15 protein-coding genes are annotated in these 16942 nt (G+C 56.0%); 4 read left to right on the forward strand and 11 right to left on the reverse strand.

From position 1 onward, the window contains the following. Positions 1-1164 (reverse strand): ADP-forming succinate--CoA ligase subunit beta (sucC, locus tag AAC076_RS16800; protein ID WP_339847927.1); only part of this gene is annotated, 1164 nt, incomplete at its 3' end. On the opposite strand from sucC, the gene AAC076_RS16805 reads away from it, so the two are divergent. Continuing rightward, positions 1163-1291: a hypothetical protein gene (locus AAC076_RS16805; RefSeq protein WP_339847929.1), complete on the forward strand. Its 129-nt coding sequence runs from the start codon at positions 1163-1165 to the stop codon at positions 1289-1291. The genes sucC and AAC076_RS16805 overlap by 2 nt on opposite strands. A 57-nt stretch (positions 1292-1348) precedes the next feature. Here AAC076_RS16805 and lpdA read toward each other — a convergent pair whose 3' ends face one another. The 7 genes from lpdA to sdhC all read right to left on the reverse strand — a co-directional run bounded on the left by lpdA (position 1349) and on the right by sdhC (position 10561). Further along, positions 1349-2785, reverse strand: a complete 1437-nt coding sequence (lpdA, locus tag AAC076_RS16810) for a dihydrolipoyl dehydrogenase (protein WP_339847932.1) — start codon at positions 2783-2785, stop codon at positions 1349-1351. A gap of 103 nt (positions 2786-2888) precedes the next feature. After that, positions 2889-4154, reverse strand: a complete 1266-nt coding sequence (gene odhB, locus AAC076_RS16815) for a 2-oxoglutarate dehydrogenase complex dihydrolipoyllysine-residue succinyltransferase (RefSeq protein ID WP_339847934.1) — start codon at positions 4152-4154, stop codon at positions 2889-2891. 40 nt (positions 4155-4194) lie between these two features. After that, a complete protein-coding gene (locus tag AAC076_RS16820; protein ID WP_339847935.1) occupies positions 4195-7032 on the reverse strand; it encodes a 2-oxoglutarate dehydrogenase E1 component in 2838 nt (945 codons plus the stop codon). Between the two features lie 303 nt (positions 7033-7335). Further along, positions 7336-8040: a succinate dehydrogenase iron-sulfur subunit gene (locus AAC076_RS16825; RefSeq protein WP_339847936.1), complete on the reverse strand. Its 705-nt coding sequence runs from the start codon at positions 8038-8040 to the stop codon at positions 7336-7338. An 11-nt stretch (positions 8041-8051) separates the two neighbouring features. Next, positions 8052-9824, reverse strand: a complete 1773-nt coding sequence (gene sdhA, locus AAC076_RS16830; RefSeq protein WP_339847937.1) for a succinate dehydrogenase flavoprotein subunit — start codon at positions 9822-9824, stop codon at positions 8052-8054. Next, positions 9825-10193 carry a succinate dehydrogenase, hydrophobic membrane anchor protein gene (gene sdhD, locus AAC076_RS16835; RefSeq protein WP_339847938.1) on the reverse strand — a complete coding sequence of 123 codons (369 nt, stop codon included), beginning with the start codon at positions 10191-10193 and terminating at the stop codon, positions 9825-9827. Continuing rightward, a complete protein-coding gene (sdhC, locus tag AAC076_RS16840; RefSeq protein ID WP_339847949.1) occupies positions 10187-10561 on the reverse strand; it encodes a succinate dehydrogenase, cytochrome b556 subunit in 375 nt (124 codons plus the stop codon). Before sdhC ends, sdhD begins: the two co-directional genes overlap by 7 nt. Before the next feature lie 359 nt (positions 10562-10920). On the opposite strand from sdhC, the gene gltA reads away from it, so the two are divergent. Further along, on the forward strand, positions 10921-12195 hold the full coding sequence (gene gltA, locus AAC076_RS16845) for a citrate synthase (protein ID WP_339847940.1): 1275 nt from the start codon (positions 10921-10923) through the stop codon (positions 12193-12195). Between the two features lie 114 nt (positions 12196-12309). On the opposite strand, the gene AAC076_RS16850 is transcribed toward gltA, so the two are convergent. Both AAC076_RS16850 and AAC076_RS16855 read right to left on the reverse strand, forming a co-directional pair. Next, positions 12310-12561: a YkgJ family cysteine cluster protein gene (locus AAC076_RS16850; RefSeq protein ID WP_339847942.1), complete on the reverse strand. Its 252-nt coding sequence runs from the start codon at positions 12559-12561 to the stop codon at positions 12310-12312. 10 nt (positions 12562-12571) lie between these two features. Further along, positions 12572-13444, reverse strand: a complete 873-nt coding sequence (locus AAC076_RS16855; protein WP_339847944.1) for an NAD(P)-dependent oxidoreductase — start codon at positions 13442-13444, stop codon at positions 12572-12574. A gap of 257 nt (positions 13445-13701) precedes the next feature. On the opposite strand from AAC076_RS16855, the gene AAC076_RS16860 reads away from it, so the two are divergent. Continuing rightward, entirely contained in the window at positions 13702-13983 is a 282-nt protein-coding gene (locus AAC076_RS16860) for a pyrimidine/purine nucleoside phosphorylase (RefSeq protein WP_339847946.1), read from the forward strand. 27 nt (positions 13984-14010) lie between these two features. Here the strand turns inward: AAC076_RS16860 and AAC076_RS16865 are convergent, their stop codons facing one another. After that, the gene (locus AAC076_RS16865; RefSeq protein ID WP_339847950.1) at positions 14011-14454 is read right to left on the reverse strand and encodes a thioesterase family protein; all 444 of its coding nucleotides are present in this window, start codon (positions 14452-14454) and stop codon (positions 14011-14013) included. 124 nt (positions 14455-14578) lie between these two features. Between AAC076_RS16865 and AAC076_RS16870 the strand changes: the two genes are divergently transcribed. Next, a complete protein-coding gene (locus AAC076_RS16870) occupies positions 14579-16825 on the forward strand; it encodes an Orn/Lys/Arg decarboxylase N-terminal domain-containing protein (protein WP_339847948.1) in 2247 nt (748 codons plus the stop codon). Positions 16826-16942: the final 117 nt, after the last annotated feature.

Genomic DNA, 16942 nt, shown 5'->3' on the forward strand with positions numbered 1-16942 from the left:
TTTACCCTCCGCGGCCTTGACGACTTGCTGGGCAGCGTCGGTCAGACTGGTTGCTGCGATGATGTTCAGACCACTTTCCTTCAGTACCTGAGCGCCCAGTTCGGCATTGTTGCCTTCCAGACGTACGACCACTGGTACCTTAACGCCAACTTCCTTCACTGCACCGATGATGCCTTCGGCAATCATGTCGCAACGAACGATGCCGCCAAAGATGTTGACCAGAACGGCCTTCACATTGGTATCGGACAGGATGATCTTGAAGGCTTCGGTAACGCGCTCTTTGGTCGCGCCGCCGCCCACATCCAGGAAGTTGGCAGGCTTGCCGCCGTGGTGGTTGACGATGTCCATGGTGCCCATGGCCAGGCCAGCACCGTTGACCATGCAACCGATGTTGCCTTCCAGCGCAACATAGTTGAGTTCGAACTTGGCAGCGTGGGCTTCACGCGGATCGTCCTGGGACGGGTCATGCATTGCACGCAGCTTGGGCTGACGGTACATGGCATTGCCATCGATACCCAGTTTGGCGTCCAGGCAATGCAGGTTGCCGTCTTCCTTGATAACCAGTGGATTGATTTCCAGCAGCGCCAGATCGTAGTCGGCAAACAGGTTGCCAAGACCAACGAAAATCTGGGTGAACTGCTTGACCTGGTCGCCCTTGAGGCCCAGCTGGAATGCCAGGTCACGGCCCTGGTAAGGCTGTGGACCAACCAGCGGATCAACGATCGCCTTGATGATCTTCTCGGGGGTTTCTTCAGCTACCTTCTCGATTTCCACGCCACCTTCAGTAGAGGCCATGAATACGATGCGGCGGCTGGAACGGTCAACGACCGCACCCAGGTACAGTTCCTGAGCGATATCGGTGCAAGCTTCAACGAGGATCTTGGCAACGGGCTGACCGCTGGCGTCAGTCTGGTAAGTTACCAGACGCTGGCCCAACCACTTCTCGGCGAAGGCCTTGGCCTCTTCCTTGCTCTTGATCAGCTTGACGCCGCCAGCCTTGCCGCGGCCGCCAGCGTGAACCTGAGCCTTGACCACCCACATGTCACCGCCAATCTTGTCGCAGGCTTCTGCCGCTTCTTCGGGGGTGTCTACTGCAAAACCTTTCGAGACGGGAAGGCCATACTCAGCGAACAGCTGCTTCCCCTGATATTCGTGAAGATTCATGCTTATCTACCGTTTTGATCGTGTAGGAACTGCGTTTCATAACCACGGACTCACCGGACCGCCGTTACCCTATATCACCCTCGGGGGTGACCGCACCGATTACTCGGCGGGATTTGCCGCTTCGTGATAAGGCTGCCCGTGTCGACCGATACGCGAACGACCGGTCAGTCACGGGCGCCATATATTACCGCTTCTTACGATTGGCGACATGAATTGCGTGACCATTCACCGCCAGCGCTGCTTCATGCAGGGCCTCGGAGACGGTCGGATGCGAGAACACCATCATGCCCAGGTCTTCGGCACTGGTGCCGAACTCCATGCCGATAGCGCCCTGCTGAACCAGTTCTGCTGCACCCGGGCCAATAACGTGAACCCCGAGCACTCTGTCGGTCTTGGCATCAGCTATGACCTTGACCATACCGCCCATTTCGTTGGCAGCCACAGCGCGTCCATTGGCCGCAAAGGGGAATACGCCCACATTGACATCAATGCCTTCCGCCTTGAGCTGCTGCTCGTTTTTGCCAACCCATGCGATCTCCGGGTGGGTATAAACAACGGCAGGCACCAGTTCATAGTTCATGGCAGTCTTGTGGCCGGCAATACGCTCAGCGACCATAACGCCCTCTTCCGACGCCTTGTGCGCCAACATAGAGCCGCGCACTACGTCACCGACGGCATACACACCCGGAACACTGGTAGTGCAGTAATCATCAACGAAAATGACGCCGCGCTCGTCCATGTCCACGCCGGTATCAGCTGCGAGCAGATTCTCGGTATAGGCACGGCGACCAACGGCAACGATCAATTTGTCGAAGGTCAGCTGCTGTTCGCCTTCGGCATCGGTAAAGGACACTGTAACCTGCCTGCGCTTGATATCAGTTCCTGTCACACGTGCGCCCAAACGAACCTGCAGGCCCTGCTTGGTGAACGTCTTGAAGGCTTCCTTGGCGATCTGATCGTCGGCGGCCACCATGAACTTGTCCAGGGCCTCGAAAACCACGACTTCAGCACCGAGGCGACGCCATACGGAGCCCAGCTCCATACCGATGATGCCTGCACCGATTACACCGAGCTTCTTGGGAACGCTGGTAAATTCAAGCGCACCGGTTGAGTCCACGATAATATCGTCGGTCAGCGGTGCCGGTGGGATCTCGATTGGACGTGAACCGGAAGCCAGAATGACATTCTCGGCTTCATAAACGGTCGTGTTGCCCTCAGAGTCAGTCACCTCGACCTTCTTGCCTGCCAGCAACTTGCCGTGTCCTTCGATGCTGGTTACACCGTTGGCCTTGAACAATGCGCTGACACCACCGGTGAACTGCTTGACGATCTTGTCCTTGCGCTCAAGCATCGTCTTGATGTCGATGCTCAAACCCTTGGTTTCAATGCCATGGATCTTGAAACCGTCCTGGGCCTCGTGGAATTTCCACGAGCTGTCCAGCAGCGCCTTGGAAGGTATGCAACCCACGTTCAGACAGGTACCACCTAGTGCCTGCTTACCGTCCTTGCCTACATACTTCTCGACACAGGCCGTTTTGAGACCCAGCTGGGAGGCGCGAATAGCGGCAACATAGCCGCCGGGGCCAGCTCCAATGACGATTACATCGTATTTATCACTCATAACCCAATTCCTCTGTTTGCAGCTGTTGGGATTTCGCTGCCCCAACGCTTGTGGCGTTCAGGGGCAGCTCGCCGCGTACCGTTAGTAGCGTGCAGCCGTAAAATCAGATATCCAGCAACAAGCGAGCCGGATCTTCCAGCAATTCCTTGATCGCGACCAGAAAGCTGACAGCTTCCTTACCGTCAATCAGGCGGTGATCGTAGGACAGGGCCAGATACATCATGGGCAGAATGACCACTTGGCCCTTCTCGGCCATCGGGCGCTCCTGAATCTTGTGCATACCCAGAATCGCCGCTTGTGGCGGATTAACGATGGGTGATGAGAGCAGGGAACCAAATACACCACCGTTGGAAATGGTGAAGGTACCGCCGGTCATATCTTCCATTGAAAGCTTGCCGTCTTTCGCCTTGCGTCCAAAGTCAGCAATGGTGCCTTCAATAGTAGCCAGACTCATGTACTCGGTATTGCGCAGAATCGGCACGACCAAACCGCGGTCACTGGACACTGCTACACCAATATCCTGGTAGCCGTGGTAAACCACGTCGCCACCATCGATTGAAGCATTGACTGCCGGGTAACGCTTGAGCGCCTCGGTAGCGGCCTTGACGAAGAACGACATAAAGCCCAAACGCACGCCGTTATGCTTCTTCTCGAACAGCTCCTTGTACTTGCTGCGCAGATCCATGATCGGCTTCATATTGACTTCGTTGAACGTAGTCAGCATGGCCATACTGGATTGGGCGTCAACCAGACGCTCGGCAATACGGGCACGCAGTCGAGTCATGGGGACGCGTTTCTCAACGCGGTCGCCTTCGGCAAGTGCCGAATTGTCGACAGCGCCGGCCTTAGCGGCAGGCTTGGCAGCTTCAGCGGGTGCTTTGGCGGGTGCGTTCTTTTTCGCCTCAACCGCATTCATCGCATCTTCCTTGGTGACGCGACCACCCTTGCCAGTACCTTCAATATCGGCCGGAGCCAGACCGTTTTCTTCGGCTATCTTGCGAGCAGCCGGCGACAACATGGGCTCTTCACCACTATTGCTCTTGGCTTCTTCAGCAGCAGGTTTCGCCTCCTCGGCAGGCTTACTTGCAGCCTGGGGCTCGTCCTTCGCAGTCTCTTTGGGGGCAGCACTGCCGCCCTTCTCCAATGAACCCAACAACTCACCGCTGAGTACAGTTTCGCCCTCACCCTTGACGATATCGCCGAGCACGCCATCGGCTTCGGCCAGAACTTCCATGACAACCTTGTCGGTTTCAATATCAACGATCAGCTCATCTCGCTTGACCGCGTCGCCAGGTTGCTTGTGCCATGTTGCTACGGTGCCATCGGCAACCGATTCGGGAAATGTGGGGGCCTTGATTTCAATAGCCATTGTCGATCCTTAAATTAATTCTCTGTTATCTGCCAGATGCTCAAGCGGTAAGCGCGTCTTGCAATAGTTTTTCCTGCTGTTCGGCATGCAGGGACGGGTAACCACAAGCAGGTGATGCAGAGGCGTCACGTCCAGCGTAGTCGAGATACAAATTTTTGACCTTGTGTTGGGCGAGAACCCGACGCATGTGATGCTGACTGCAATACCAGGCACCCTGGTTCATAGGCTCTTCCTGACACCACACGACCTTCTTCAACGCCTTGTAGGGTGCGAGCACCTCGGCAAGATCGTCCTCCGGGAATGGGTAAAGCTGCTCGATACGAATGATCGCAGCATTCTCCAGGCCATCCTTGCGGCGCTTCTCGAGCAGATCGTAGTACACCTTGCCACTGCACATGATGACCCGCTCAACCTTCTTGGGATCCAGCGTGTCGTACTCGGGGATCACAGTCTGGAATGAGCCGTCTGCCAGATCTTCAAGGCTGGATACTGCCAACTTGTGGCGCAGCAGCGATTTGGGAGTAAGCGCGATCAAAGGCTTGCGCAGCGGGCGAATCACCTGACGGCGCAGCATGTGATAGACCTGCGCCGGCGTGGATGGCACACAGACCTGAATATTGTGCTCGGCGCTCAGCTGCAGGAAACGCTCAAGACGCGCGGAAGAGTGTTCCGGACCCTGGCCTTCATAACCGTGGGGCAACAACATGGTCAGACCGCACAGACGACCCCATTTATGCTCGCCGCTGGTGATGAACTGGTCGATCACCACCTGCGCCCCGTTGGCGAAGTCGCCGAACTGGGCTTCCCAGAGCACCAATCCATTGGGGGCAGTGGTCGCATAGCCGTACTCGAAGGCCAGTACGGCCTCTTCGGACAGCAGGGAATCGTAAATATCCAACCGTGGCTGATTTTCCGCCAGATTGGCAAGAGGAATGTAGGTCGAGCCATCCTTTTGGTTGTGCAGCACCGCATGGCGGTGAGAGAAGGTGCCGCGGCCCACGTCCTGACCGGTAATGCGCACAGGATGCCCTTCGTGCAGCAGGGTGGCATAGGCCATGGTCTCGGCAAAGCCCCAGTTCAGCGGCAACGCCCCGGCCGCCATCTTGCGGCGATCCTCAACAATCTTGCCAACCTGACGCTGGATGACCAGGCCATCGGGCAAGTCGTTCAGGCGATTGGCCAGGTCCTGCAATGTTTTCAGATCAGTACGGGTATCGTGGCGCGCAGTCCAGGTGTGGCCCAGATAGGGGGCCCAGTCGACGAAGGAACTGGTGTCAGGTTCCTTGACCAGGCTCTTGACCACATGGTCACCATTATCCAGAGCAGTACGATACTCCTCTACCTGCCCCTGCACTTCGTCCGAACTGAGCGTACCGTCATTAACAAGACGCTCGGCATAGATCTCGCGGGTGGTCGGGTGCTTACTAATCTTGTCATACATCATCGGCTGGGTGCCGGATGGCTCATCCGCTTCGTTATGACCGCGTCGACGGTAACAGACCATGTCGATCACTACGTCACGCTTGAACTGCATGCGGTAATCGACAGCCAGCTGAGTAACGAAAAGAACCGCCTCAGGATCATCACCGTTGACGTGGAAGATCGGTGCCTGAATCATCTTGGCGACGTCGGTACAGTACTCGGTTGAGCGCGCATCATCCTGGCGGCTGGTTGTGAAGCCCACCTGGTTGTTGATGACGATATGGATAGTGCCACCGGTCTTGAACGCACGGGTCTGGGACATCTGGAATGTCTCCATGACCACACCCTGGCCAGCGAAGGCAGCATCACCATGAATACTGATCGGCACGACACGATTACCCGAATCATCCCGACGACGGTCCTGGCGTGCCCGAACCGATCCCTCAACCACTGGAGATACGATCTCCAGGTGTGAAGGGTTGAATGCGAGGGCAAGATGCGTTTCACCACCAGAGGTCATGACGTTGGAAGAAAAACCCTGGTGATACTTGACGTCACCCGAGCTCAAATCAATTTTCTTCTTGCCTTCAAACTCATCAAACAGTTCGCGGGGGTTCTTGCCGAGAATATTGACCAGCACGTTGAGGCGACCACGGTGGGCCATGCCCAGAACCACTTCCTGCGTTCCGTAAGAGCCTGAGCGCTGAATGATTTCATCAAGCATCGGAATCAGGCTTTCACCGCCCTCGACCCCAAAACGCTTGGTGCCGGGAAATTTGGTGCCCAGGTATTTTTCGAGGCCTTCAGCCGCGGTCAGACGTTCAAGCAAATGGCGCTTGGTGGTAACCGAATGCTGTGGCTTGCCGCGCACACTTTCCAAGCGTTGCTGAAACCAGCGACGCTGATCGGAATCAACAATGTGCATGTATTCTGCACCGAAGGTCGAGCAATAGGTCGAACTCAGTGCATCAAGAATTTCGCTAAGGGGTGCTTCTTCCTTGCCGATCTGGAGCTCACCAGTGCGGAAGATCGTATCCAGATCCGCGTCGGTAAGGCCGTAATCAGAAAGGGTCAGATCAGCAATTTCATCTCTTTTCCACAACCCCAACGGATCAAGATCAGAGCCCTGATGACCACGCATACGAAAAGCCTGGATCAGACGCAAAACATCGACCTGTTTCTTTTCGTGGGCGCTGCTGGTTTGTCCGCCAGCCGCTGCGACAGGACGTCGCCGATGCTTGGCTAGAAGGAGGAAGTGTTCGCGGATTGTGGAATGAGAAACATCCGAGCCCGCATTGCCATTGGATTGCGGCAGCTTCTGAAAGTAGCTGCGCCATTCGTCGGCGATACTGTTCGGATCGTGCAGATAGAGCTCATAAAGCTCTTCAACATAGGAGGCATTCCCGCCCGACAAATGGGAAGTGCTCCACAGCTGCTGCATTTCGCTGTCTGGCATGCTTGGTCACCCTCTATAAGGGGATACCACCTGGCGCAAAGACCATTAACTGGCAAAAAAACTGCCATCCGTGCAAGACATGCGAGGGCCCAGTGGCTTAATCGCTGCCAGTTGACCTGAAGTGCCATGTCCTGCGAAACCGGAAAATTGCCGGCCCCGACAGATAGTTCGGGTGTTACCCGATTGCCCCTGTTGGTTTAGGTACGCAAACCGCGGCTTTGTGAGCTGCGGTTCGATTAAATTCTGGCCGGTCTCTTGTAGCAGAGACCGGCCTAGGCCCAACGTGATGCAGACTCTGTCGACTCAGGTACCGCTCTGCAGCAGCATGTTGCGGATGTGACCAATAGCGCGGGTCGGATTGAGACCCTTGGGGCACACATTCACGCAGTTCATGATACCGCGGCAGCGAAATACGCTGAATGGATCATCCATGGTGGCCAGACGCTCATCGGTACGGGTGTCGCGGCTATCGGCCAAAAAGCGATAGGCCTGCAACAGTCCCGCTGGGCCGATGAACTTGTCCGGATTCCACCAGAATGAAGGGCAGGAAGTAGAGCAGCATGCACAGAGAATACACTCGTACAGACCATCCAGCTTCTCACGCTCTTCAGGCGACTGCAGACGCTCAATAGCGGGCGCCGGCGTGTCGTTCTGCAAATACGGCTGAACTTTTTCGTATTGCTTGTAGAAGATGCTCATATCCACGACCAAGTCACGTATGACCGGCAAACCAGGCAATGGACGCAGCACCAGCTTGTTGTTTTTAACAACATCAGACAACGGCGTGATACAAGCCAGGCCGTTCTTGCCGTTGATATTCATACCATCAGAGCCACAGACGCCTTCGCGGCAGGAGCGGCGGTAGGACATGCCCACGTCCCGCTCCTTGACCAGTGCCAGCACGTCAAGAACCATGATGTCCTTGCCGCCGGTGTCGATCTCGAAGTCTTCCATGTAGGGAGCGTTGTCGCTCTCTGGGTTATAACGGTAGACACTTACTTGCAACATATCGGTCACCCTTAATAAGTCCGGATCTTAGGTTCAAATGTCGGAACTGTCTTCGGTGTGAAGTTCACCGCCCGCTTTTTCAACTCTTTGGTCGCAGGCATGTACAGGCTGTGACACAGCCAGTTTTCATCATCACGATCCTCGTAGTCTTCACGGGCATGCGCACCCCGGCTTTCTGTGCGCAAGTTGGCAGCAACAGCTGTTGCCTCGGCCACTTCCAGAAGGTTTTGCAGTTCCAATGCTTCGATACGCGCAGTATTAAACGCCTGGCTCTTGTCATCGATCTTGATGTTATTGATCCGCTCACGCAGATCGGCCAGTTGTTTGATGCCTTTTTCCATGAACTCACCGGTGCGGAATACACCGAAGTAGTTCTGCATGCAATTTTGCAATTCTTTACGCAGCGGCGCTACTTCTTCGCCGGTAGTGCGGCCATTCAGAGCATCGAGACGCTTCAATGATGCCTCGATGTCCGATTCGGAGGCTGAGCGATGCTCAATGCCTTCCTTGAGTGCGCTTTCCAGGTGCAGGCCGGCAGCACGTCCAAACACCACCAGATCCAGCAGGGAATTACCACCCAGGCGGTTTGCACCGTGCACTGATACGCAAGCCACTTCACCAACGGCAAACAGACCATCAATGATGCGATCCTTGCCGTTTTCGTCCTGGGTAATCGCCTGACCATGAATGTTGGTGGCTATGCCACCCATCATGTAGTGACAGGTCGGTACAACGGGGATCGGCGCAGTAACTGGATCGACGTGGGCAAAGGTCTTGGACAGCTCACAGATACCCGGCAGACGGCTATGCAGCACTTCTTCGCCAAGGTGATCGAGCTTGAGCATGACGTGATCGCCATCCGGGCCACAGCCGTTACCGGCAATGATTTCCTTGACCATGGAGCGAGCAACTACGTCACGGCCGGCGAGGTCCTTGGCATTGGGCGCATAGCGCTCCATGAACCGCTCACCGTGCTTGTTGATCAGATAACCGCCTTCACCACGGCAGCCTTCTGTCACCAGCGTACCGGCGCCGGCAATACCGGTGGGGTGGAACTGCCACATTTCGATATCCTGGACCGGCACACCCGCACGCAGCGCCATACCGATACCGTCGCCAGTGTTGATCAGGGCGTTGGTAGTGGATGCGTAGATACGTCCTGCACCACCGGTAGCCAGAACAGTAGCCTTGGCCTTGATGTAAGCAGTCTCACCAGTTTCGATGCAGATAGCCACGACACCAACAATCACTCCGTCCTGATTCTTCACCAGATCGACGGCGTACCATTCGTTAAGGAATGTCGTGTTGTGCTTGACGTTGTTCTGATAGAGCGTGTGCAGCAGTGCGTGACCGGTACGGTCTGCAGCGGCACATGTACGCGCGGCTTGAGTCGGGTCGTCGGGACCTTTGGACTGACCACCAAACGGACGCTGGTAGATACGGCCCTGCTCGGTACGCGAGAACGGCAGACCCATGTGCTCGAGCTCGAAGACCGCTTCCGGGCCAACCGAACACATGTACTCGATAGCATCCTGGTCGCCGATATAGTCGGAGCCCTTGACGGTATCGTACATGTGCCAGCGCCAGTCGTCGTTCGGATCGGCAGAGGCGATCGCACAGGTAATGCCGCCCTGGGCGGACACAGTGTGCGAGCGAGTCGGGAATACCTTGGTAACCACGGCAGTCTTGTGACCGCCCTGAGCCAGTTGCAATGCAGCGCGCATACCGGCGCCACCGCCACCAATGATGATGGCGTCAAAAGTCAGTGTACGAATGTTAGCCATTTAGATACCCCAAAGAATCTGTACGCCCCAGACGAAATAGACAAACATCACAAGCCCGCATGCTGCCTGAAACAGGAAACGCACAGTGGTTGCCCATTTGCCCAAAGACATGGGAGTAAGGTAGTCAGTTGAAATAGTCCACAGACCTACCCAGGCATGAGCGCTGAGGGCCACCAGTGTGAGCAGACTGAAGATGCGCATCCAGTTCTGATTGAACAGAGCACGCCATTCTTCATAGCCAAGACCCGGGTTGAATACGACATAACCGAGCAGAAACAGCGTGTAGAGCGCGAGCACTACCGCGGAAACGCGTTGCGCCATCCAGTCATAAAGACCACTACGCGACAGGTTGGTGACGTTGGTTACCATATCCAGACCCCCAGAAGAACAATCACGATGACGGAAATAACGATCACTACCTGCGAGCCACGCTTTCCGCTTTCCAAACCTTCGCCAACCCCAGCATCCATTACCAGGTGACGAACACCAGCAATAAGATGATAAAGCAGCGCCGACAGCACACCCCAAGTCAACAACTTGACGAAAGGATGCTGAAGGATGGATTGCACTTGCTCAAACCCGCGTTCGGAATCCAGTGACATGTCGAACGTCCAGAGCATAAATGCAATGGCGACGAACATGATGATTCCCGAAATACGATGAGCAATCGACGTCCAGGCTGTGACAGGAAGTTTGATTGTCCTGAGATCCAGGTTTACAGGTCTTTTGCTATTCACGGCTATATTCACACTCATGGCCCTTATAAACGCAGGGCTGGATTATAGGAAGGTGCACTATTATGGGTACCCCAGAGGCCTGTTGCATGACTCCCGTAGGGAGCCAATAAGCCACTTTGCCGGTGATGGAGTATAGAGACTTGACCCCTTGATTACAATGCGACTGCACCTTTGGAAGGCCCTTGTTACAACACTCCAAGGCCTCAAGTGTGCGATTAGAGTGCGCAAATAAAACCTTTTTATCCTCCTGATAACCATTCACTATCTGTAGAATTGACAAACCGATTTATCACCTTATAGTGATGCGGGCCCTGCGTAGGGGGCGCATCCTTTCGATACCAGCAAACAGGAGGCCGACAATGGCTGACAAGAAGGCGCAGTTGATGATCGAGGGCAATGCCCCTATCGACCTACCAATGTATTCAGGCACGCTCGGCCCCGACGTTGTAGATGTACGCGGACTGACCGCTGAAGGTTTCTTCACCTTTGACCCTGGCTTTATGGCCACGTCGTCCTGCGAATCCAAGATTACCTATATCGATGGTGATAAAGGTGTGCTGCTGCATCGCGGCTACCCCATCGAGCAACTGGCTGAAAACGCCGACTTCCTGGAAACCTGTTATCTGCTGCTCAAGGGCGAACTCCCCAACGATGCAGAAAAGGAAACTTTCGTCAGCACCATCAAGAATCACACCATGGTGCACGAGCAACTCAAGACATTCTTCAACGGCTTCCGTCGTGATGCACACCCCATGGCCATCATGTGTGGCGTTGTAGGCGCCCTCTCAGCTTTCTACCACGATTCGCTGGACATCAATGATGCGCATCATCGCGAAATCTCAGCAATCCGCTTGATTGCCAAGATGCCTACCCTCGCTGCGATGGTCTACAAATACTCAATGGGGCAACCCATGATGTATCCACGCAATGAGCTCTCGTACTCCGAAAACTTCCTGCACATGATGTTCAACACGCCATGTGAAGAAAAAAAGGTCAATCCGATTCTGGCCAAGGCCATGGACCGCATCTTCGTCCTGCATGCTGACCACGAGCAGAACGCTTCGACTTCCACAGTACGCCTGGCAGGCTCTTCCGGAGCCAACCCGTTTGCCTGTATCGCCGCTGGTATCGCAGCACTCTGGGGCCCGGCCCACGGCGGAGCGAATGAAGCCGTCCTGCGCATGCTCGATGAAATCGGCGATGTATCCAACATCGAGACCTTCATTGCCAAGGCCAAGGACAAGGATGACCCGTTCAAGCTCATGGGCTTCGGTCACCGGGTTTACAAGAATTTCGATCCGCGTGCCAAGGTCATGAAGGAAACCTGTGACGAAGTACTTGCTGAACTGGGTATCAACGATCCCCAGCTGGAACTTGCGATGAAACTGGAAGAGATCGCCCGCAACGATCCCTACTTCGTCGAGCGTAATCTGTATCCGAACGTCGACTTTTACTCGGGCATCATCCTCAAGGCCATCGGCATTCCGGCCTCGATGTTCACTGTAATCTTCGCTACAGGCCGCACACCCGGCTGGATCGCGCACTGGAACGAGATGATCAGCAGCCCCTACAAGATCGGCCGCCCGCGTCAGCTCTACACCGGCGCCACCAAGCGCGATTATCCGAAGAAGTAATTCGCATAATGATGTCGCTAAAAAACCCGCTCCGGCGGGTTTTTTGTTGGCATCTCAAAGCTAAACAAGACGGCGCCACATTGAGAACACGATGTTTATTTCGTGTAGCAAACCCTAACCCGTCTGCGCTTCCCACCAACCAATAATCCGCAACGCGTCAACCTGTGTATCACCACAGACCTCCTGATCAGCCTTGAACCCGGCACACACTGCTGGTCTGTCCGGGTGGCCGAAGATCCGACAACGGTATTCGTCATCCAGCTGAATACAGGCCACACCAGCCGGTTTTCCGCCAGGCATACCTGGTATGGGAGAGGTAATTGACGGTGCGATGCAACAGGCGCCGCAGCCAGGACGGCACGTCATGGCCATGATCTCAGTTGCCCCGATTGAGCCGGGCAATCAGACTTGAGGTGTCCCAACGACCACCACCCATCGCCTGGACGTCCGAGTAAAACTGATCAACCAGCGCGGTAACCGGCAAGCAAGCTCCGTTATGCCGAGACTCCTCGAGCACAATCGACAAATCCTTGCGCATCCAATCGACCGCAAAACCAAAGTCGAACTCACCGGCCAGCATGGTCTTGTGGCGATTATCCATCTGCCATGATTGCGCAGCACCCTTGCTGATAACCTCCATGGCGGCATGGCCATCCAATCCCGCGCGCTGGGCAAAATGCAGGGCCTCGGAAAGCCCCTGTACCAAGCCCGCGATACATATCTGGTTGACCATCTTGGTCAATTGACCAGAACCAGTCGGCCCCATGTGCTTGAGCATTTTTGCGTAACTGCTGATAACTGGCCGGGCAAAATCGAAAACCGACTCTTCACCCCCTACCATGACCGTCAGCTTTCCAGATTCGGCGCCCGCTTGCCCGCCGGACACCGGCGCGTCGAGGAAACCCAGCCCCCGCTCCTGCGCCAGACTGGCCATCTCAACCGCCACGTCAGCCGATGCCGTGGTGTGATCGACAATCACAGTACCGCTGCGCGCACCCTTGAGTACGCCATGCTCGCCAGCGACCACCTCGCGCAGATCGTTGTCATTACCCACGCACAGCATGACAAAGTCCTGCTCTGCAGCGGCCTCAGCCGGGGTGGAAAAGGATTTGCCACCGTACTCGGCTACCCATGTGTCGGCCTTGGATGCGGTACGGTTGTAAACGCAGACCTCATGGCCCGCTCGCTTGAGGTGCCCGGCCATGGGATAACCCATTACGCCCAAGCCGATGAATGCAATGTTGGCCATCACGCCTCCAGAAGTTACCGCAGGACACGCGCAGTGAGAGATTCACGACGGCCCGGCGAAAAATAAGTTGCTGGGTGATCATAGCAGCCAGCAACACCAATCAGCAGCACACCATTGGTATGAGCCTGTCACAGGCATTAGCGTTGCGACTCGAAGAACACTTTAGTCAGAGCGAAACCAGAGCATGGAAGCATTGCCGACTGCACACGCGCATCGGCATACTACGCGCCCTATCCACGCTCCGGAGGAGCTCAAAGATGTTCAGCGTCAACCAGTACTTTGAAGGCAAGGTTGCATCCATCGGTTTTAAGCAACCCGAAGGCGCAGCAACCGTGGGCGTGACGGCGCCAGGCGAATACGAATTCGGCACCAGTCAACTGGAGATCATGCACGTGATCACCGGGCAGTTGACGGTAAAGCTACCGGGTAGCGAGCAGTGGGACGTCTTCGCCGGTGGTAGTCAGTTCACTGTACCGGCCAACAGCAAGTTCAACCTCAAGGTTGAACAGGATACCGCTTATTTGTGCGAGTACCGCTGAGCCGCGCCTGACGAGGGGCGGTCGCGATCAGCCGACCGCCTCTTCCACCAGTGCCTTGCCATAATTCTCCAGAAAGATGGGTGGCATGCGTCGGGGCTTACCCGTCGACAATTCAATACAAGCAAAGGTGGTTCGCGCGCGCAGCAATGTGGCGCCATCTGATTTGCGACACAGCTGAAAATGCCGCGTCATTCGCAACTTGCGGTCCCAGTGGATAATCCAGGTGGCCATCACCAGCTCGTCATTCAGGTAACCCGCTGCCAGATAGTCGATCTCGTGACGTACCACGGCCATTGCCCGGTCCAGCTCACGATACTCTTCCAGTCCCAGACCCAGCGACATTGAATGACGCCAGGCGCAGCCTTCAAGCCAGCGCACATAAACCGTATTGTTGGCATGACCCAGCGCGTCGATATCATCTGCCTGTACGGTAATGTCCAGGGTATAGGGGTTATCCAGATCCCATTTCACAATCAGCCACTCCAGCCGGTTATTCCATAAAGGAGCAATCATAGCATTTTTGCCAGCTCACACCGGCTTGCGGGCTGGCGATACAGAGCCGACACTGAGGGGACTATTTGATGGAAGCCCCCTTATGTTCAAGCACCTGCATTTTCCCATCCTGGTCATAAACCCGCATATCGGACGCACCGATGTTGCCGGTACGCAGCTCGCAGAGCTGTTCACCGCCCTGCGCCTTGAAGGCTTCGAAGTACTGGCTACCGCCTCCACGGATGAGGGTCGGCTCATCGCCGAAGCACACCGGGGGCTCTCCTGTATTCTGTTTACCGCCGACCAGGAAGGCGATCTGGCGCAAGTCCGCGCCCTCTTTCAGGCAGCCCACTCGCGCTCGCCTGAGCTGCCGATCATGGCACTCAGTACCCGGCAGAACCTGGATAACGACAAGCTGACCGAGTTGCGCGACCTGCATCAACTGCGCGGAATCATCTATCTCTTCGAGGACACCCTGCCCTTTATCGCCGGCCAGATCGCGCGTACCGCCCAGGCCTATCTGGGCAATCTGTTGCCACCGTTCTTCAAGGCCCTGCTCGACTACACTGGTCGCGCCAGCTACTCATGGCATTCTCCTGGTCACGGGGGCGGCGTTGCGTTTCGCAAGAGCCCGGTGGGACGCGCCTTTCATGATTTTTTCGGCGAGAACACACTGCGCTCCGATCTGTCGGTATCCGTTCCGGGGCTGGGCTCACTGCTGGATCACAATGGACCCATCGCTGCAGCCGAAGCCAATACTGCGCGCACCTTCGGAGCCGATCACAGTTTTTACGTGGTGAACGGCACCTCTACCTCGAACAAGATCATCTGGCATGCTTTTGTCAGCCGTGACGATGTCGTACTGGTCGACCGCAACTGCCACAAATCGATTCTGCACGCGATCATCATGACCGGTGCGATACCCATCTACCTCACCGGCTCACGCAACGACTACGGCATCATCGGGCCAATCAGTCTGGATTCATTTGCGCCGGATAACCTCAAGCAGCGGCTCGCCGAGCACCCGCTACTGCAGGGCCGCGAGGCAAAGATCCGCCTGGCGGTGCTGACCAATTCGACCTACGACGGCCTCTGCTACAACGCTGAGCTGATAAAGGATGAATTGGAAGATGCAGTCGATGTACTGCATTTTGATGAGGCCTGGTATGGCTACGCTGCGTTTCACGAGTTTTATGCCGGCCGGCATGGCATGGGCAGCAAGCGTGGCTTCGAGCGCGCCAGGCATCCGCTGGTGTTCGCTACTCAATCACCACACAAGGTCCTGGCCGCCATGTCCCAGGCCTCGATCATCCTTGCTGAAAACAGCGTCGATCAGCAGCTCGACCTGGAGCGTTTCAACGAAGCCTTCATGATGCATACCTCGACCTCGCCACACTACGGCATCATCGCCTCGATTGATGTCTCCACCGGCATGATGGCGGGCGAGCCCGGGCGGTCATTGGTGCAGGAAACGCTGGATGAAGCCCTGTCCTTCCGCCGCGCCATGCAGCAAACCGCGGAGCGGCTGGAGGAGGATCAGTGGTGGTTCGATGTCTGGGAGCCAGAAGACGCACTGGAATCGGATACGCTGGAGCCGCGCGACTGGACACTTGACGCCCAAGAGGCCTGGCACGGTTTTGGTGACATGGCAGACAACTACGCCCTGCTGGACCCCATCAAGGTCACCCTGCTGACGCCAGGGGTGGAAGAGCATGGCCGACTGGGCAAAAGCGGTATCCCGGCCGCCGTGGTCACGCGCTTTCTCGCCGAGCGCGGTCTGGTGGTTGAGAAAACCGGCCTGTACTCGTTTCTGATTCTGTTCTCGCTGGGCATCACCAAGGGCAAGTGGAGCACGCTTGTTTCGGAGCTACAGGAGTTCAAGCGCCTGTACGACAGTAATGCGCCCCTGACCAACACGCTTCCAGCTATCGCAGCCACAGGTCACTACAAGGGGATTGGACTGCGCGAGCTGTGCGAGCAGCTACACGGGTTCTACAAGGAACAGCGCATGGTGCGCACCCTGCGGCACATTTACACCGAACTCCCCGAAATGGTCGTGCGGCCTGCTGATGCCTATCAACAGATGGTGCGCGGGCAAGTAGAAATGGTACCGCTTGATCAGCTTGCCGGCCGCATTAGCGCCGTCATGCTGGTGCCCTACCCTCCAGGCATCCCGGTCATCATGCCAGGCGAGCGATTCCCGGCAGATAACGGGGCAATTACCGATTTCTTGCAGATTGCCCAACGCCAGGATGAGCGCTTTCCGGGTTTTGAAAGCGATATCCACGGTTTGCGTAACATCCACAACGACGACGGCAGCGAGCTGTTGTGCGTGGACTGTTTAACGTGAATGCAGGGCAAATCATAAATGCAGAGCAAAAAAAAGGACCGACAATAAATGTCGGCCCTTGGAAATGGTGGAGCTATGCGGGATCGAACCGCAGACCTCCTGCATGCCATGCAGGCG

The organism is uncultured Halopseudomonas sp., from assembly GCF_963977355.1.
Taxonomy (GTDB): Bacteria; Pseudomonadota; Gammaproteobacteria; order Pseudomonadales; family Pseudomonadaceae; genus Halopseudomonas.